The organism is Paenibacillus phyllosphaerae (genome assembly GCF_014192105.1).
In the GTDB taxonomy this organism is placed as follows: domain Bacteria; phylum Bacillota; class Bacilli; order Paenibacillales; family Paenibacillaceae; genus Paenibacillus_Z; species Paenibacillus_Z phyllosphaerae.
On the sequence record NZ_JACHXK010000001.1, the window covers coordinates 764,210 to 783,258 of the forward strand.

A 19,049-nucleotide genomic window follows, 5' to 3' on the forward strand; every position below is an offset into this window, starting at 1 on the left:
AATGTCCCGCAAACGCTCCACAATGAAAACGACTTCCATCATGTTGACCGCACTGCTCACGGCCGCCATGTTAACCGTCCCTGCCTCCGTCTACGCCACTGCCCCCGTTCAACTGACGCAGACCGCCAGCTCGAACACAGCTTCAGCCGCTGAGGCAGCCGTGCCGGTTAATGCTGCCGCAGTCCAGGCATTCGCCGACCAATTCTTCGCTCGCCCGGAGATTGCGGCTTCGCTTGCCGGCGCGCTCGCCGTTGTCGTCAAGGATGACCAAATTCTACTGAACAAAGGCTACGGCTATGCCGATGTCGCGGCGAAGAAGGCCATTGATCCGGATACGACTTTGTTCCGAATGGCGTCCATCACCAAATCCGTCACCTCCACAGCCGTCATGCAGCTCGTCGAGCAGGGCAAGATCGATCTGAAGCAAGACATCTCCGCCTACATGCCGGAGATCAAAATTCCGAACGACACCGGTGTTCCCGTTACAGTTGAGCATCTGATGACCCACACGACGGGTTTTGACTATACGGACTCGGTCATGAGTGCAGAAGAAGGCAAAGAAGTCTCGATCCACGACCTCATACAGGCAGAGACGCCTACCGTCGTTCGCACGCCCGGCGAAGCTTACCGCTATGATAATATCGCCTTTACGATGCAAGGATATATCGTCCAGAACGTCTCCGGCCAGCCGTTCGATACGTATGTGGAAGAGCATATTTTCGAGCCGCTGCAGATGGATCACGCTACGATGCGCCTAACGAAAGAGGCAGCTGATAACCTAGCCACCGGCTACACGATTGACAAAGAAGCTTATGACGCCTATCCGGTCGTACCAACCGTCGCACCCGAAGGAGGCATGCTCGCCAGCGGCAGCGACATGGCGAACTTCCTGATCGCCCATCTGGATAACGGCCAATTCGGCGATGCCCGCATTCTACAGGAGCAGACCGCCAAGAACATGCATGACATTCACTATTCGCTCGCCGATGGAGAAGTCCCGATCGTGTCCTACGGATTCGAATCCTTCTTTCATCAAAAACATAACGATCAGCTCGTCATTGGCAAGGGCGGAGACCTGCCGGGCTACCACTCTTGGATGTGGATGCTGCCCGAGCATAAAGTCGGCGGTCTAATCATTACGAACAGCGATGTGACCGTTAGCGTTCGCGAAGCTTTCTTCGCCGCCTTCATGGACCATTTCTATCCGAAGAAGCAAAGTACGACCAACTATCTGTCATCCACGAAACAGCAGCTGGCACGCTTCGAGGGGATTTACCGCGGGCTAAGGACGCCGCTCATGGCATCCAACATAACGGCCGAAGAAGGTTATCTCGTCGTGACAGACGCCATGGGGACGCACAAGCTGAAGCAGACCGGGCCGCTCCTCTTCGAAGATGAGATCGGTGCGCCGGCGGCGTTCAAAGAAGATGAGCAAGGCGGGATCGCTTACTTCTACTACAACTCGCCTGACAGCATGTCTGAGAAAACGGCGACGCCCGCGGCCTACGATGATGTCGCGAGCGACCATCCTTATGCGGATTCGATCTATCTGCTCCGCTCGCTAGAGGCATTGGGGGATGAAGGCGAAGCTTCGTTCCAACCTGCATCGACAATAACCCGTGCCGACTTCGTCAGCATTCTGACGCGTCTGTCCGGTCTGAAGCCATCGCAGCAACCGGCCGTATTCGCCGATCTTGAGGGCCATCCGGCTGCGGCCTACGTGCAGACGATCGTGGAACTTGGCGGCCTGACAGGCACGCCGGATCAGCGGTTCGAACCGGATCGGCCGATTACCCGTCAGGAAGCGGCGGCGATTCTATGGCGCGTTGCCCATCTCGCGCTGAACGCGCCGCCTGTTGAAGCCGACCTGAAGACCGCGCCTGCGCCGTGGGCGTTGGAAGGCGTGCAATATGTCGTCGGTTCGAAGCTGTACGGACCCGAGGTCGTCATCGGAGCGGACGGCGCTGCCGAATACAATCCGCAATCCCCGATGCTTAAGCAAGAGGCCGCAGCCCTGCTGGCGAAATTTATCAGCAAGGTACTTAGCGTCTAGGCGCAGCGCTGCGCCTTCGTAAGCAAAAAAACGCAAATACCCCCTGCGCTTCGCATGAAGTGCAGGGGGTATTTGCAATCGGAATAGGAAAATAAAGGCTCAGGCAGTCGCCGTCGATTTCTCCAGTTCAGCGAGCACCTGCGCTTTGCGAATCTCCCGCTCATCATGCGTCATCTTCGGACAATTGTAGCATTTCTCGCCGCCGACCCGGCAATTATACATGCAGCACGAGGATCGGAGCATTATCGGCTTCTCCGGCTCCCAAGGATTGTCGACGAACCGCGGACTCGTCATGAGGAACGGGTTGCGCTTGCGGTTGAACGCCTCGGCCGGAATCCCTTCCGTTACGAGCTCATACCCCCGAAGGAAGCGGGCGAGCACCTCTTGGCGCGGCTCGTTCTCCTGGACGAAGTCCCGCACGAAAGCCAGCTGGTACGCATATTGACTCCAGATCATGGCGTTCTTGACGCCCGCATGCTCGGCGATGGCTTCGACAGCCGGCACCACTTCATTCGTTATGTAGTCGGTCATTCGCGCCAGCAAGAAACCCGACCATGCCGGCTCCTCCTGCGGCAAGTCCTGCCAGCGCAGCGATTCGATCTTATAGCCGAGATGCGCATGATCGTCATGCAGCTCCACCTGCAGCGTCAGGTTGTTCATGGACAGATCGAGCAGCCGGTTGTATTGCGCGGCCATCAGCAGCATAACCGAACACGCATTGCAGAGCGAAGTGCCGATGAAGGAGGCCGCCAGCTCATTGCCCGTTGCCTGCACCATCTGTCCGCCCGCTGCCAGCGCGATCTGCATCGCTTCCTTATTCCGAAACTCCGCGGCAGGCAGCTGGAACACTGCCTCCTCCATGCCTTCCGGCGAAATATGGAAATACATCTCAACCAACGAAAAATCCATTCCGTGCTGCTCCATCCGTCCCCTCGCCCCCATGTCCGTTTCTTCGCTCACGCCCGTATTCGCTCTTGTGAGAATGATTATCAACTTCTTCACCCATCATAAGCGCGAAGGGAGGGGCTGTCAATTATTGGACAAAACGAGGATTGAATTCAGCTAGCCTTTACGTAGCAGCCCTTCCTTCGTGAACCACAACTTCGCGCTGATGCCGCCGAGCATAATGGCCGTAACGGCTGCCGAGGACGATAATACGAACATAATGAGGATCTGGTACCTGACCGCTTCGATCGGCTCGGCTCCCGCGACGATCATGCCGGTCATCATGCCGGGAAGCTGGACGAGGCCGACCGTCTTCATGCCGTCGAAGGTCGGAATCATGCTGGAGCGGATCGCACGTTTCACCGAATGGCCGATCGCCTGCCTCGGCGTCGCGCCGAGCGTCAGCAGCGTCTCGATTTCGCCGCGGGCCGCCTCGAGTTCCCGGTTCATTTGGCTTAAGAAGAGCCCGGAGACGATCATCGAACTGCCCACGATGATGCCGCTGACGGGAATGATGTATTGCGGCGTCGCTTCAATGATATGCAGCAAGAGCAGCAGGCCCATCGTAATCGATTCGGTCACGAGCAGCGTCAAGCCGATTCGCAGCCGAATGCCGGGGATCCGGTCGGCGCGCTTGCCGGCATTGAAGGAAGCGACCGTAATCATGAGCAGTACGATCAAAACAATCAACGCCGGCTTCCTCGTATCGAACACGTAGTGGAGCACATATCCGATCAGCAGCAGTTGCACCGCGGCGCGAACGGTACCGATCGCGATCTCCTTCTCCAGCCCCAGCTTCCGCTGCACGGACAGCAGGATCGTGACGACCACGAACACAAGCGTGCAGGCGAGCGCCCAGTTACTCATCGGCAACACCACCTTGCGCGGACTCCCGATGGATGAACGAACGCGCCTGGTCCGTACTCGGCTCCGAGAAGAAATCGGCGGTCCCGCTCGTCTCGAGCAGCCGTCCTTCCGCCATGAACCAGACTGTGTCGCTCACCTCGGCCGCTTGCGCCAAATCATGCGTCACCCACAGATAGGCCGTATGCTCCCGCTCCGACCAGGACAACAGCAGCCGCTCGACCTCCTGCTTGCTCCCGGGGTCGAGCGATGCCGTCACCTCGTCGAGCAAGAGCAGCCGCGGATGCAGCAGCAGCGCCCGCACCAGCGCGACCCGCTGCTTCTCGCCGCCGGAGAGATCGCCGGCGGGCCGCGTCCAATCGATACGGCTTAAGCCCACCGCCTCCATCAGCTGAGCGGCCAACTCCTTCTCGAACGGGATGCTGTGCAGGTTGCTGACCGTCCGCAAGTTAGCCTCCACCGATCCCGGCAGCATTACGGCTTGCTGCGCGACATAACAGACCTGTTTGCGCCAGTCCTTCGCCTGCCACGCGGAAGATGGCTTGCCATCCAGCGCGATACTGCCGGAATCGCTCGTCTCCAGCAGGGACATGATTCGCATGAGCGTGCTCTTCCCTTGGCCGGAGGCGCCGAGCAGCGTAATCCGTTCCCCGGCCGTAATCTGTGCCGTAATGCCGCTGAATAAGGGCTGCTCCGGCTGCTCCGGCAGGTACTTGGTCAATCGTTCAAGTGTGAATAATGCCGTCAATGATAGGGATGCCTCCTGTTTGGTCAACGTTATGTCTGCTGCTGTTCATTATACCGCAAGGCGCCGATACGCATAATATTGGAAGCCCCTCGCTGCCTGCGAACCACAAAAAACCGACTGTGGCGGAACCTCTTGTTCGAAAGAGAAGTTCCACCTTCAGTCGGGTTATCGTGTACGGGCGAGGCTCTGGCGGCTTACGGCGCTAAGAGCTCTCCGCTTGCATCTTCTGCGCCTTCGCCGCTGGCGCTGATCCATTCGAGGCCGCAGCGGGTCCTTTCGCCTGCGGATTGGCGGCTGCCGGCGCGGAGCCGGGTTTAGCCGCAGCGGCCGCCTTCCTTTTCTGCAGCGTCAGCTCGACATCCGCTGCACGGATTCGTTGCGCGAAGAGGCAGGCGATCAGCAGGAAGCCGGCTGCGCTGTAGAGCGCGATCCGGCAAGCCTCGATCGACAAACCTCCCTCTCCCGGCAGCGCGCTCGAACCGGTTCCCGCTGCCGCCAATATGCTGACGATCACCGCGAGGCCAAGCCCGGAAGATAAGCGGTTCTGCATCGTGAACAGCGTCGACGCCCTGCCCATGGAGGCAGGCGGAATGTTGGCGAATACCGAGAATTGCACGGAGCTGACGACGTGGCCGAGGCAGAACCCGCATAGGAGCATGAGCGCGCGGATCCACCATGGGCTCGTGCTTGCCCCTACCTCGCAGAGCAGCGCATACAGACCGGCGGACGCGATAAGCGCGATCGTGATGAGGCGCCTAGGACCAAGCTTGTTATAGGTCCACGGCACAACCTGCGAAGCGAGCATCAGACCGAGCGCTTCCGGGAACGTCGTCAAGCCGCTGTCGAAGGCCGAAGCGCCGAGGGCATCCTGGTAGAGCAGCGGGAAGACGTACAGCATGCCGAGCAGACCCGCTGCCGTAAAGACCGAGATCAGCACCATCGTCCGGAACAGCCGGTCTCCGAACAGACGCAGATCAAGCAGCGGCTTGGCCGTGCGCAGCTGTACGAAGACGAGCGCGGCGATCAGCAGCGCTCCGGCAATGCCCGTCATTAGAATGACCGGCTCTGCCCACCCTTCTGCCGCGCCTTGATGCAGCGCATAGACGAGCATCCCGAATCCCGGCGCGGCCAGCGCTAAGCCCAGCCAGTCCAGACGACCCGCATCCGGCTGCCGGTGCTCGCTCAGATAGGCCATCGCGAAGACTACGGCGGCCGCTCCGATCGGAATGTTGACGAAGAATACCCAACGCCAGGTCAAGTAGTCGACGAAGAATCCGCCCAGTATCGGACCGAATGCCGGTGCAAGCGCGATCGGGAAGACTAGATAACGGGACAGCTTCGCCCGCTCCTGCGGCGGGAATGTCCGGAACAGGATCGTCATCGCTACCGGCGTAAGCATGCCGCCGCTCGCGCCCTGAATGACCCGGAACAACGATAACGTTTCCAGATTGGCGGACAGGCCGCACAGCGCGGAGGATACGGTGAACATGCTAATGGCTAGCAAGAACATCCTCTTTGTGCCGAATCGGTCGCCAAGCCACCCCGCCGCCGGCAGCACAACCGCCAGACTGACCAAATAGCTGACATTAATGACGCCTACGGAGGAAGGCGCCATCCCGAATTCGCTGCCGATCGTGCGCAGCGCGACATTCAGAATGTTCGCATCCATGGCAACCATGAACATGGTTGCCACATAGATGATGCAGACGATGAGTTTCGGGTTAAGACGGGCATTATTCGTCACGCCTCGATCGCGCTCCCTTGGTGGACGATCAGGCTGCGCGGCCGCATGTCGGTCCACTCGCCTTGAATGTAATCGATGCAGGCCTGGCGGCTTTCCCTCTCACGGATAACCGTCCAGCCTGCCGGCACCGTTACGAAGGCGGGCCATAGCGAATATTGGCCCTCTTCGTTCATCAGAACATGGTACAACCCTTCCGGATTCTCGAACGGATTAGTCATAGATTAGCTCCCTTTCATTCTGCGCTGCATGGCCGCTTCTTAGCGCGTGCAGCTTGATGGCCAGACGCTCGCCGATCTCGGCCAACGGTCCCGGCTGGCACATGTCCTTGTGCCGGCAGGCGATATCGTATTGCTCCAGTTCGCCGTCGATATACGGCGTCCACGTCTTCGGATCGATCGGCGCGAACCAATCGGGTATGATCGTCGAACGGAAAAACAGCAGATCTCCCTTGTACGGCCTCGGCTTGTATTCCGCCATAATTCGGACGGAATTCACGTAGGTTTCCTTCAAGTTCATGATCGTCTCCGGCGTAAGGCTCGCCAGCGCGCTGCCGTCGCTGCGCAGTATCTCGATCGCGCCGTCCATGGTCAGCGGCTTGTCGCCCATATTGTCCGGATCATAGCCGCCGAGCGCCAGCAAGGCGATCAGCGCTTCCTTCTCATCCGGCCCATCCTTAATCGGAAGGAAGTGGCTCGGGTAGGAATCGAGCATGGCCAGGAGCGATACTTCTTCGCCGTCTTGCTGCAGCTGCACGGCAATGGCGTGGGCCACGTTGCCGCCGAGCGACCAGCCGAGGATCCGATACGGCCCCTTCGGCTGCACCTGACGGATGTGAGCGATATAATCGGCGGCCATCTCATCGAGCGAACGCGGTAACTGCTCCTCCTTCTTCGCGATGCCGCGGGCTTGCAAGCCATAGATCGGATCGTCCGGGCCAAGCGACTTCATCAGCCCTGCATAGCACCAGCTTAAGCCCCCGGCAGGATGCACGCAGAAGACCGGCTGCTGCTCGCCCGTGGAACGAAGCGGCAGCAAGACGTCCAGCGCGCTCTGGCTGCTTCCCATCCGCAGCCGTTCCGCAAGGCCCGCCACGCTCGGCGCTTCGAACAGATTGCCGATGGAGAGGTCCGCGCCCAGCGACTCGCGGATGCGGCTCATCAGCCGGACGGCCAGAAGCGAATGTCCCCCTAATTCGAAGAAGCTGTCCTCGATCCCGACGCGCGGCAAGCCGAGAATCTCGGCGAACAGATCGCACAGGATTTCTTCCTGCGGCGTCCGGGGACCTTGGCCGCCTCCAGGCAACGTGAAGTCCGGCGCCGGCAGCGCCTTGCGGTCCAGTTTGCCATTGGGCGTCAGCGGCAAATCCGACATGACGATATACGCCGACGGCACCATATAATCCGGCAGGCTGCTCGCGGCATGGCGGCGCAATGCTGCCGAGTCCAATTCGGCTTCCTGGCCTGCGACGACGTACGCGACGAGGCGTTTGTCGCCCGGCTGGTCTTCGCGGACGATGACCGCGACCTGCGCAACTTCGGGATAACCGGCGAGCACGGCTTCGATCTCGCCGAGTTCGATGCGGAAGCCGCGGATCTTGATCTGATGGTCGGCGCGGCCGATGTAATCGAGCGTGCCGTCCGCCAGCCAGCGCGCCAAGTCCCCGGTACGGTACATACGCGTGCCCGGCGCGCCGAACGGATTGGCGACGAAGCGCTCCGCGCTAAGGTCCGGCCGCCCGTGATAGCCTCTGGCCAGCCCCGCCCCGGCGACATACATCTCGCCGACCACGCCTGGCGGCAATGGCTGCAGCGCCTGATCGAGCACGTAAATCTGCAGATCCGGAATCGCCCGGCCGATCACCGAATTCGCTCTGCCGGCCGCGATTTCGCGGTTCAGCGCGTGGTAGCTGACATGCACGGTCGTCTCGGTGATCCCGTACATATTCACGAGCAGCGGCTCCTGGTCGTCATGGCGCGAATACCAATCCGCGAGACGGCCGAGCTCCAGCGCTTCGCCCCCGAAGACGACATAACGCAAGGACAGCCGCGATCCATCCTCCGGATGTTCTTTGTCCGCCTGCATCAGCTGGTAGAAGGCCGAAGGCGTCTGATTCAGCACCGTCACCTTCTCGTCGGCGAGCAGCTTCAGGAACTCTGAAGGCGAGCGGCTGATCGTATGCGGCACGACGACAAGGCGTCCGCCGTAGAAAAAGGGTCCCCAGATCTCCCAGACCGAGAAGTCGAAGGCATACGAGTGGAACAATGTCCAGGCATCCCCCGCTTCGAAGCGGTACCAATGATCGGTGGCGCTGAACAGCCGCACCACGTTCTGGTGAGGGATGACGACGCCCTTCGGCCGTCCCGTCGAACCGGAGGTATAGATGATATACGCCGGATGATGCGGCAATAGCGGCTCGCGGCGGCTCGCGTTGTCCGGATTCCCGCTCGAATAACGTTCCAGCCCGCGAAGGGTCTCCTCGTCATCCAGCAGAATGACCGGCACAGCCTTGGCCATTGGGAGCTTGCCGGCAACTGCCGTGCTCGACAGGATGAACAGCGGGTCGGCATCGCCAAGCGTATAGGCTAACCGGTCGGCCGGATAATCGGGATCAATCGGCAGATAGACCGCCCCGGCTTTGAGCACCGCAAGCACGCCGACGACCATATCGATCGACCTTGGCAAGGCCAGGGCCACGATCTTCTCGGGGCCGGCGCCTTCGGCGATAAGCCGATGGGCAAGGCGGTTCGCTTGCAAGTTGAGCTCCCCATAATTCAGCGACGCCCCTTCGTACACGACCGCAATTGCTTCCGGGCTTCTCGCCGCCTGGGCTTCGAAAATTTGCGGAATGACCGCTTCCGGAAGCCCTTCCAACCGCTCATTCCATCCGGTAACAACCTGGTAACGCTCCTCGGGAGACAGAATATCGAGATGCCCGATCGGACGATCCGGTTCGGCCGCCGCTTCGGCAAGCAAGCGCAGCAGTCTTGCACCCAATGCCTCGACGGTCGATTCCTTGAACAGATCCGCACTATATTCAATGAGGCCGTGAATGCCATCCGGCACGCCGTCTGTCGTGCGGCGCTCGGTCAGCTCCAGCGTCAGATCGAATTTGGCCGATCCGACGCTGTTGATCTGGAGGCTGCTCTCGATTCCCGGGAGCGCAAGCGCGGCTTCGGGCGTATTCTGGAACGCCAGCATCACCTGGAACAGCGGATGGCGTGAACGGGAGCGGACCGGATTGAGTACCTCGACGAGCCGTTCGAACGGAACGTCCTGGTGCTCATAAGCCGCCAGATTGACGGCCCGGACGCGCCCGAGCAGCTCGCGGAACGTCGGGTCGCCCGAGGTGTCGGTACGCAGCACGAGCGTGTTGACGAACAGGCCGACCAGATCGCCGAGCGCGTCATCGCTTCTGCCGGCGATCGGGCTGCCGAGCACGATATCGCTGCCTGCGCCAAGACGGGTGAACAGCGCGGACAATCCCGCTTGCAAGACCATGAACAGCGATACTTTGCTCTCCCGCGAGAGCGCCAGCAGCTGCCGATGCAACTCGGCGTCGATGCCGATGTCGATCGTTCCGCCCTGATAACTCGCCGACGCAGGACGAGGGAAATCGGTCGGGAGTTCGAGCTGGTCGGGCAAATGGCGCAGCGTCTCGGTCCAATACGACAGCTGCTTGGCGATCAAGCTGTCTTGGTCATGTTCGCTGCCGAGCAGCTTATGCTGCCATACCGCGTAGTCCGCGTACTGCACCGGGAGCGGCGGCAATACCGGCGTCTGCCCTTGCGTACGTGCCGTATAAGCGGCCGTCAGATCGCGGGTCAGCGCATTGAGCGACCAGCCGTCGGCGACCAGGTGATGGAGCAGCAAGAGCAGCACGTACCGCTCCTCGCCGAGCTTGAACAGCTGCACGCGGATCGATGGTTCGGCAGCCAGATCGAAACTGTATCGCACGGCTTCGGCCAACCGCTCCGAGATCGCATCAATGCTCGAATCCGCGATAATCAGTTCGGGTCTAGCTTCGGCAGCAGGCAGAATCAGCTGGCGCGAAGTGCCGCCCGCTTGCGGGAAGATCGTGCGCAGCGTCTCGTGGCGCTCCGCCAGATCAACTAGCGATGCCTGCAGCGCTTCGAGATCCAGCTTGCCGGACAGCTTCGCCACGAGCGGAATGTTGTAGGTCGGGCTCGGGCCTTCCAGGCAATGCAGGAACCATAGACGCTGCTGCGCAAAAGAGAGCGGCACTTCGTCCGGACGCGCGGCAGGCACGACGGAAGGACGCGCTTGCTGCGCCGTATCCAGCCGCTTGGCAAGGCCGGCTACCGAAGGCGCTTCGAACAGGCTGGCGATGCCAAGCTCCGCGCCGAGCGCTTCGCGTACCCGGATCATTAGCCTGCCCGCCAGCAGCGAATGGCCGCCGAGCTCGAAGAAGTTGTCATCGATGCCGACGCGCGGCACGGCGAGCACCTCCGCGAACAAGTCGCACAGAATCTCCTCCTGCGGCGTGCGCGGCGCCCGTCCGGATGAGAAAGCGGTCAGGTCCGGCACCGGCAGCGCCTTGCGGTCGATTTTGCCGTTCGGCGTGAGCGGCAATGCTCCCAGCTTCACGAAAGCCTGCGGCACCATATATTCCGGCAGCATCCCGGCAACATCTTTGCGCAGCTCGGCGGCTTCCGGTTCCGGTCCCTCTTCCGGCACGATATAAGCGACAAGCCTTTTATCGCCGGGTTGATCCTCGCGGACGATAACCGAAACTTGCGCCACGGCGGGATGTTTCGCGAGCGCCGCTTCGATCTCGCCGAGCTCGATGCGGAAGCCGCGAATCTTGATCTGATGGTCGGCGCGGCCAATGTAGGCAAGGCGCCCGTCCGGCTGCCATTTCGCAAGATCCCCCGTCCGGTACATGCGGATTCCCGGCTTCCCGTAAGGGTCGGCCACGAATCGTTCGGCCGTCAGATCCGGCCGTCCCATATAACCGCGCGCAAGGCCTGTGCCCGCAATATACAGATCGCCGATTACGCCGGGCGGAACGGGCTGCAGCGCGCTGTCCAGCACGTAAATCTGCGTATTCCAGATCGGCTGGCCGATCGGCGGAACGCCGCGGTCTTCTGCGCGGACCGGCTCGGTCGTCGACCAGATCGTCGTTTCCGTCGGACCGTACATATTCGCGATCTTGCAGCCTGCCCCATGCAGCGCCTCCTTCAGCGCGATCGGCAACGCTTCGCCGCCTACGAGAACTTGGAGCCCCCCAATACAGGATGGATCGTAGGCAACGAGCGATTGCCAGAGCGTCGGCGTCGCCTGCATGATCGTCGCTCCGGTCTCGCGGATGTACGCGGACAAGGCCGCGGGGTCCTGAATCGTCGTCTTCGCGGCGATGTGCAGACTCGCTCCGTTCAAGAGCGGCAGGAACATCTCGAGCGCGGCGATATCGAAGGCAATGGTCGTCACGGCGAGCAGCCGATCGGATTGCACGAGCTTGAACTGCGCTTGCATGGCGCACAGGAAATTCGTCAGATTGTCGTGGGCGATCATGACGCCTTTCGGCTTGCCCGTAGAGCCCGACGTATAGATGACGTATGCCAACTCGCGCAGATCGCTGGCAGCGTGCCAATTGTCCGCGAGCGGATTCGTATCCGGGCAATTCTTCAGGCGATCATCCGTCGAAGGGTCATCCAGCGCAAGGATCGGCGCCCCGCAGCTGTCCAGTCTGGCCGCACTCAGCGTGCTGGCCAAGAGGCAGATCGGCCGGGCGTCCTCGATCATATAGGCGACGCGGTCGGCCGGATAATCGGGATCGAGCGGCAAATACGCAGCCCCCGCCTTCAGCACGGCCAGCAAGGCGACGACCATATCCGCGGAGCGCGGAACGGCAAGCGCGACGATGCGGTCCGGTCCGGCTCCGCGCACGATCAGCTCATGCGCCAGCCGGTTCGCGCGGCGATTCAGCTCGGCATAGCTTAATACTTGACCTTCGCACACGACGGCCGGCGCTTCCGGCGTGCGGCGAACTTGCGCCTCGAATAGCGCGGGTACCCGCTGCTGCGGGAAGTCGCGGTCCGTCTCGTTCCAATCGGCCAGCACTTGCTGCCTCTCCTGTTCCAACAGAAGCGCAACGTTCCCGATCGCCGTCTGGTTGTCACCCGCAGCGAATCGTTCCAGGAACCGCATGAAGCGCTCTTGATGGACAGCCAATTCATCCTGGCTGTACAAGTAAGGATTCGCATCCATGTCAATCCGGAGACCGCTGCCGTCCGCCCGGTCGTATACGTTAATCGACAGGTCTTCGACGGGACCGGCCGACAGATTCATGATCGTCGTGCGATGGCCGCCGAAACGGAGCGCATAATCGAACGGCATCAGATTCACCTGCGGACCGAACAGCCGCCGATTGTCGCCGAGCAGCTTCAGGTCGCGGCGCAGGTCTTCATGGCGGTAACGCTGATGCTTGCGGATGCGGCGGATCTCTTCCGACACCTGCTGCATCAGGTCATGGACATGCATAGCGGGCTGAACCGATACACGCAGCGGCGCCAAATTCATGACCATGCCCGGTATGCGCAGCGATACGGAGCCGAGCCGGCCCATGACCGGCAAGGCGAGCACGATGTCCTTAGATCCAGTCAGCCTATGCATATAAGCTGCGGTTGCCGCCAGCACCAGATCCGACCAGTTCACCGAGCTGCTGCGGGCAGCGGCATGCAGCTGCTCCACCGCGTCCGGCGTAAGATAAGCGGTGCGGCGCAAGAAACCGGCGCTCATCCTCGGCGCCCGTTCGGCCAGGCCGACCACCTCCGGCTCATCGGCATAAAGATCCATCCAGAACGCGCTGTCCTGTTCATAACGGGCGGACGAGCGGTAGGCTTCATCCTCCGCGAGGATCGCCTGCAGCGAACCGAATGTCCGCGCAGAGGCTGGCTGCCGCTGGGCGAACGCCGTGTAGAGTTCAGCCGTGCGGCGCGCCAACAGCGAGTAACCGTAGCCGTCCATCACGATATGGTGGATGCGCTGGTACCAGAAGAAGCGGTCGGAGGCGAGCTTAATGAGCGCTTCCGTGAATAAAGGCCCCCTGCGCAGATTGGCAGGCTGCTCTAGGTCCGCTTTCATCAACTGCTCGGCTGCCTGCCGCGGGTTCGCTTCTCCGCTTACGTCCACCAGCTGGAGCTGCCAATTCAGCTCCTCGTTCAGCTCCTGCCAAGGCCCTTCGTGATCCTCGCCAAAACGCACATGGAGCGCCTCGGTCTCGGCTATGGTCTGACGAAGCGCCCGCTCGAAGTGCACCGGATCGACCGTCCCGTGAATCTCCACGCACTCGGCCGTATTATAGATCGGGCTGTGAGGGTCCAGCTCCTGGGCGAACCAGATGCCCGCTTGCGCACCGGACAGCCGCAGCCGCTTTCGGCTTGCTTCAGACATCGCCTCCTACCCCCTCTGCACCGCAAAATAATCGATATTCGGCAAGGCCGGCTTCGCTTTCGCAAGCAACAGGCTCCACCACTGCGCGATCGTCGGACGCTCCGCCAGCTCCACGAACGTCACTTCCGCTCCGCCGCGCCGGAAGCGTTCGACCAGGCTCATGACGCGGACCGAGTCCATCCCCCAATCATGGATGAGATCGTCGTCATCCCCCAGATTCCCCGGCGCTTCATGCAGCAGCTCCGCGATCTGAACGCGAAGGTGCTCGATCGTGAGCGATTCCCCCGCACCCGGCGCCTCGGAGGAAGCGGAAACCTCAGCCGCAGCCTTGGCTTCGCTCTGCTCGGCCTGAGCCTTGCCCAGCGCATCCAACATCCCTTGCGTCGTCAACGTGACCGCGCACCGCTTCGCTGCATAAGACATCGCCATCTCATGATCCTCCCGCGAGAAGTCGGCGACGGCATCCGCCACGAAGAACGGCTCGATGTCCTGCATGAACGCATCGCATGTCGTCATCAGCACGCCGATATGCGCATAGATGCCGCAGATGATGAGCTGGTCGCGTCCCTGCTCCTGCAGCCGCTCCAGCAGATTCGTTTTGCGGAATGCGTTGTACCGCCATTTGGTCAGCACGATATCGCCTTCTTCCGGAGCCAGATCGGCGACGATCTCCTTGTGCACCCCATCGCTCATGCCCGGACCCCAGAATTGGGTCTGCAGCCCTCGGTCCTCCGGCTTCTGCGCGCCCGGTTGGGCCGAGTAGATGACCGGTATGCCCAGCGCATGGCACATACTGCGCAGGCGATTAATGTTCGCGAGCAGATCCACGATCGGCGACTGTCCCGGCGTGAACGCATCGACGAAATACTGCTGCATGTCGTGAATGAGCAGCGCCGCCCTTGTCGGATCGGGTGTCCAAGCTACCTTATTGGCAGGAAGCTCGGCTTGCGTCGGCATTGCATATGGCAAAATGGCTGGAAGCGCCATGAAAATCCCTCTTTTCTACTCAAGTTTTGAAAAATAATGCCTTACAGCTACGGCTAAGTCCCGCGCCGAGTCTGGCTAGACGCGCGCAACCTCTGCGCCGCTCAGCTTCGCGGCGATCAGTTCGCGCAGCGCCTTCTTGCTGACCTTGCCTACGCTCGTCTTCGGGAACGCCTCGATGAATTCGATGCGGTCCGGAATTTTATAAGGGGCAATCCCCCGCTCCCTCAGGAACGCCTTGATCGCAGGCACCGTAAGCTGTCCTTCCCTGCGAATGACGAAGGCGCATGAGCGCTCGCCGAGGAAGTCGTCCGGCATCGAGACGATCGCCGCATCGTGCACGCCTTGGTGCGCGAGCAGATGATTCTCGATCTCCTCGGCCGCCACTTTGTCGCCGCCGCGGTTGATCTGATCCTTGGCTCGGCCTTCGACGACCAGATAACCCTCTTCCGTCATGCGGACGACATCGCCGGTCCGGTAGAATCCATCCGGCGTGAACGCCTTGGCATTATGCTCCTCGGCTTGGTAATAACCGCGGATCGTGTAAGGTCCGCGCGTCAGCAGATGCCCTTCCTCGCCAACGACCACCTCGCAGTCGTCTTCATCCCAGATTCGTACTTCGTCGTAAGGCGACATCGGCTTGCCTTGCGTCTGCACGATAACTTCCTCGGGATCATCCAGCCGCGTGTAATTGACGAGCCCTTCCGCCATGCCGAACACTTGCTGCAGCGTGCAGCCGAGCTCGGGCTTGACCCGGCGCGCGGCTTCGGCGCTGAATTTGGCCCCGCCGACCTGCAGCACTTGAAGCGAAGACAGGTCGCGATTGCGGGAAGCCGCTGCCTCGAGCCACACCAGGGCCAGCGGAGGCACGAGCGCCGTCATCGTGACCCGCTCCTTCTCGATCAGCGCGAAGGCCTCGTCCGGACTCGGATTCGGCGCCAGCACGACCGTCCCGCCTGCGTATAACGTACCGAGCACGCCCGGCGAGCTCATCGTGAAATTATGGGCAACCGGAAGCGCGGCCATATAGACGCTCGATTCATTCAACTTGCAGACCTCGACGCTCATCCGCAAGCTATACATATAATCCTCATGCGTCCGCGGAATGAGCTTCGGCAAGCCGGTGCTTCCCCCGGACAGCTGCATGAAGGCCACCTCTGCCGGGTCTACCTTCGTATGCGCAACAGGTTCCTGATCGAGTGCCTCCAGTGGAGTGAAGCCGTAGCTCTCCGGATTGCCGACGACAATCACATGCCTCAGGCCAGGCACTTTGCTTTGCACCTCGGCGGCCAGCGCCCGGTAGTCAAACCCGCCGTGCATATCCGGAATAATATAAGCCGCCGCCTCGGCAAATTCGCAGAAATACGCAATCTCGCTGCTGCGGTGCAGCGGAAGCGAGAACACCGGCAGCGCCCCCAGACGGAACAAGGCGAACACGACCTCGATAAACTCGCCGATATTCGGCAGCTGCACCACTACCCGCTCCAGCGGCCTGATCCCGAGCGCGCGGAACCCTGCGGCCAGCCGGTCGACACGCGCATCCAGCTCCCGGTAAGTCAGTCTGCGGTCGCCGCTGACTACAGCCGTCCGGTCGCTATATTTGGCCGCGCGATCCCGAAGCATCCCGCCGAACGACAAGCCCTCCCAGCATCCGGCTTCCCGGTACAGCGAGGCGAATTCCTCCGGCCACGGCTTACAATTTGCCAACATCAATAGTCCCTCCTTAAGTCGTTCAATTATCTATTCCTGCTGCAGCCCCATGGCGCGCAGCATGGTGCGAAACTTCGCCGAGGTCTCGGCCAGCTCCCCCTCGGGACTCGACCCGAGCACGACGCCGGCTCCCGCGTACAGCCGAAGCGAACGGTCATAGACCTCGGCGCAGCGGATCGTCACGACCCATTCCCCGTCCCCGCTCGCATCGTTCCACCCGACCATGCCGGTGTAGAATTCGCGGTCGAACGGCTCGATCTCATAGATGGCTTCGCGAGCCGAGTCCGTCGGCGTTCCGCACACGGCCGGCGTCGGATGCAGCGCTGCCGCCAGCTCCAAGGAAGAGGTGGACGGATCGGCAAGCTCGCCCGCAACCTCGGTCGACAAATGCCACATCGTCTCGGTATGGACGAGAGACGGACGGGACGGAACATCCAGCGTCTTGCAGAACGGCCGCAGCGCTGCAGCTACCGCTTCAATGACGACCGCGTGTTCATGCAGATCCTTCTCGCTAATGAGCAGTTCGGCGGCGATGCGCTGATCCTCGATCGGATCCTTGCTGCGCGGCCGCGAGCCGGCAAGCGGATTCGAGATGACCTGCCGCCCGGTACGTCTGACCAACAGCTCCGGGCTTGCGCCAACGAGCGTCCGGCGTTCCTTCGCGCCTGTCGCTCCGGCCGAATTCTGCTTAGGCAGATCAGCCGCGAACGTATAGCCGCGGGTATTCGAACGCGCCAAGTTGCGCAGCAGCTGCTGGAGGTCAACGGGCTGCTGCGACGTCAGCTCCAGCGCCCTGGAGAGCACGATCTTGGACAACTCACCTGAGCGAAGGCGCGCAATCCCCTGCTCCACGCCTTGCGCGAAAGCTTCCGGCGTCGGGACGGAGTTGATTGTATAGGCCGCAGCCGAAGTCCCCGCCAGTTCGCCTACGCCCGCGTTCTCGAACTCGAGCGGTCCGCTCCACTGCACCTTCTCAGGCACGATCAGATGAGCTTGCTTCATCGGGTCGAAAGGAATCGCGCCCACGAGAACCGGACTGCTGTGCCCGTTACGTTGCGCCTCGGCCAGCAGCGAAGCCGCGCGGGCGGGGAGCGTCTGCAGCCCGCCTTGCTCCTGCTTGCTCAATTCGGCAGCGACGCCTTCCGTCAGGAGCGTACGGGACGAGGATGCCATGAAGAACGACGTTCCGCCCTGATAGGCATCCAATAACCGGTTCGACAATACGTTAAGTGCTGTTTGCTTCATTTCTCGAGAACCTCCTTCATTAAGCGCCTAATGTTGCGCCGCCATCGACACGCATGTCATGCATCGTGATGTGCTTCGCCCTGTCCGAGAGCAGGAACACGACCGCGTCGGCAATGTCCGCCGGATCCGCGATCCGCTGCAGCGGAATACCGATCCGGTAATCCTGCTGCGAGCCGGCGATAACAGCCGCGGGTCCGCTCTCGTCATGCCAGAGCAGCCGTTGCATGTCGGTATCGGTCGAGCCGGGGGATACGACATTGCAGCGGATGTTATGCTTGGCGTGCTCGAGCCCCAAGCAATGGGTGAACATGGTGGAGGCCGCTTTGGAGGCGGCATAGGCGGCCATATTCGTACGCGGGACGCTCGCGGCATTCGAGCTGACCGTGACGATGGCGCCCGCGTTTCGGGATGCCATCTTGCGGACGACTGCCCGGGAGACGTGGAATACGCCGTTCACATTGACGGCGAAGGTTGCTGCCCAGTCCTCGTCGCTGTAGGCGTCGATCGGTCCCATACGCAGGACGCCCGCGACATTCGCCAGCAGCTCGATCGGTCCCATCTCCCGTTCGATCGCGTCGACTGCGGCTTCGACCGCATTGGCGTCGCTGACGTCGGCCGCGTAAGCCTTCGCGCAATACCCGCTGCCGATTAATTCGCGCGCAACCTGTTTGACGCCGCCTTCATTCCGGTCGACGACCGCGACCAGAGCGCCTTGCTCCGCCAGCGCCTTGGCTACGGCCGCCCCAATGCCTTGAGCTCCGCCGGTAACGAGCGCTACCTTGCCCTTTATCCCTGAACCATTCATAATTTCAATCCCTTCACCACCGAACTGAGATACCGCCAATTCTGCGTGCACAGTCTGCGCTTAATTTTGAAAATGATTATCATTATCAATTTGAGTACGACCAATATTAGCGACCCGCTCCAAGACCGTCAACGCTACTTTAGCCCTGAATGTTGTAATAACCTGCCTGTCTCCTGGACATTTGGCTCGGCGTTTCCTTGAAGCTATCTGCCTCTCACCTACTTGTGGTTGGAGATCCTTTTCACGGCTCTTTACTATTTCCCTTCGTATCGACCTTACTGCTTGCTTCTCTCGTGCGTAAGCTAGCTGTAACCTGGCAGCTGCCTTGCGAAGGGCCACTTGGCAATACATTATTTACCCTCATTGAGATTGATTATCATTGTTGATTATACGTAACGTATCCCCCTCCGACCATGGATAATTCTCAGAAGAATTTTGTAAGATTACCCTGTTTTCCGCAAGATTTGCTCCCTCTGACGTACACGACAAAAGGCCCACGCTAAGGCATGATCAGCCTTCGCATGGACCTTCTCTTACA

11 protein-coding genes are annotated in these 19,049 nt (G+C 60.9%); 1 reads left to right on the forward strand and 10 read right to left on the reverse strand.

What is annotated here, in order from left to right; translation table 11 throughout:
- The first annotated feature begins 1 nt into the window (after window position 1).
- Complete coding sequence (locus FHS18_RS03170) at window positions 2-2,053, forward strand: serine hydrolase domain-containing protein (protein WP_183596875.1); 2,052 nt, start codon at window positions 2-4, stop codon at window positions 2,051-2,053.
- A 99-nt stretch (window positions 2,054-2,152) separates the two neighbouring features.
- On the opposite strand, the gene FHS18_RS03175 is transcribed toward FHS18_RS03170, so the two are convergent.
- The 10 genes from FHS18_RS03175 to FHS18_RS03220 all read right to left on the reverse strand — a co-directional run bounded on the left by FHS18_RS03175 (window position 2,153) and on the right by FHS18_RS03220 (window position 18,511).
- Complete coding sequence (locus FHS18_RS03175) at window positions 2,153-3,013, reverse strand: hypothetical protein (RefSeq protein WP_183596877.1); 861 nt, start codon at window positions 3,011-3,013, stop codon at window positions 2,153-2,155.
- Between the two features lie 102 nt (window positions 3,014-3,115).
- Window positions 3,116-3,865, reverse strand: coding sequence for an ABC transporter permease (locus FHS18_RS03180; protein WP_183596879.1), 750 nt, complete (start codon window positions 3,863-3,865; stop codon window positions 3,116-3,118).
- Window positions 3,858-4,610: an ABC transporter ATP-binding protein gene (locus FHS18_RS03185; protein WP_183596881.1), complete on the reverse strand. Its 753-nt coding sequence runs from the start codon at window positions 4,608-4,610 to the stop codon at window positions 3,858-3,860. Before FHS18_RS03185 ends, FHS18_RS03180 begins: the two co-directional genes overlap by 8 nt.
- A gap of 202 nt (window positions 4,611-4,812) precedes the next feature.
- The gene (locus FHS18_RS03190; RefSeq protein ID WP_343060373.1) at window positions 4,813-6,354 is read right to left on the reverse strand and encodes an MDR family MFS transporter; all 1,542 of its coding nucleotides are present in this window, start codon (window positions 6,352-6,354) and stop codon (window positions 4,813-4,815) included.
- Window positions 6,351-6,572, reverse strand: coding sequence for an MbtH family protein (locus tag FHS18_RS03195; RefSeq protein ID WP_183596883.1), 222 nt, complete (start codon window positions 6,570-6,572; stop codon window positions 6,351-6,353). Before FHS18_RS03195 ends, FHS18_RS03190 begins: the two co-directional genes overlap by 4 nt.
- On the reverse strand, window positions 6,565-13,767 hold the full coding sequence (locus FHS18_RS03200; protein WP_183596885.1) for an amino acid adenylation domain-containing protein: 7,203 nt from the start codon (window positions 13,765-13,767) through the stop codon (window positions 6,565-6,567). Before FHS18_RS03200 ends, FHS18_RS03195 begins: the two co-directional genes overlap by 8 nt.
- Before the next feature lie 6 nt (window positions 13,768-13,773).
- A complete protein-coding gene (locus FHS18_RS03205) occupies window positions 13,774-14,754 on the reverse strand; it encodes an isochorismatase family protein (protein ID WP_183596887.1) in 981 nt (326 codons plus the stop codon).
- Between the two features lie 75 nt (window positions 14,755-14,829).
- Complete coding sequence (locus FHS18_RS03210) at window positions 14,830-16,461, reverse strand: (2,3-dihydroxybenzoyl)adenylate synthase (RefSeq protein ID WP_183596889.1); 1,632 nt, start codon at window positions 16,459-16,461, stop codon at window positions 14,830-14,832.
- A gap of 30 nt (window positions 16,462-16,491) precedes the next feature.
- Entirely contained in the window at window positions 16,492-17,706 is a 1,215-nt protein-coding gene (gene dhbC, locus FHS18_RS03215; protein ID WP_183596891.1) for an isochorismate synthase DhbC, read from the reverse strand.
- A gap of 19 nt (window positions 17,707-17,725) precedes the next feature.
- Window positions 17,726-18,511 carry a 2,3-dihydro-2,3-dihydroxybenzoate dehydrogenase gene (locus FHS18_RS03220; RefSeq protein WP_183596893.1) on the reverse strand — a complete coding sequence of 262 codons (786 nt, stop codon included), beginning with the start codon at window positions 18,509-18,511 and terminating at the stop codon, window positions 17,726-17,728.
- Between the last annotated feature and the right edge of the window lie 538 nt (window positions 18,512-19,049).

Excerpts from the sequence above, each read along its gene's own strand:
- FHS18_RS03200 (WP_183596885.1), bottom strand. The coding sequence starts at position 13,767 with ATGTCTGAAGCAAGCCGAAAGCGGCTGCGGCTGTCCGGTGCGCAAGCG.
- FHS18_RS03210 (WP_183596889.1), bottom strand. The coding sequence starts at position 16,461 with ATGTTGGCAAATTGTAAGCCGTGGCCGGAGGAATTCGCCTCGCTGTAC.
- FHS18_RS03180 (WP_183596879.1), bottom strand. The coding sequence starts at position 3,865 with ATGAGTAACTGGGCGCTCGCCTGCACGCTTGTGTTCGTGGTCGTCACG.
- FHS18_RS03220 (WP_183596893.1), bottom strand. The coding sequence starts at position 18,511 with ATGAATGGTTCAGGGATAAAGGGCAAGGTAGCGCTCGTTACCGGCGGA.
- FHS18_RS03195 (WP_183596883.1), bottom strand. The coding sequence starts at position 6,572 with ATGACTAATCCGTTCGAGAATCCGGAAGGGTTGTACCATGTTCTGATG.
- FHS18_RS03170 (WP_183596875.1), top strand. The coding sequence starts at position 2 with ATGTCCCGCAAACGCTCCACAATGAAAACGACTTCCATCATGTTGACC.
- FHS18_RS03205 (WP_183596887.1), bottom strand. The coding sequence starts at position 14,754 with ATGGCGCTTCCAGCCATTTTGCCATATGCAATGCCGACGCAAGCCGAG.
- dhbC (WP_183596891.1), bottom strand. The coding sequence starts at position 17,706 with ATGAAGCAAACAGCACTTAACGTATTGTCGAACCGGTTATTGGATGCC.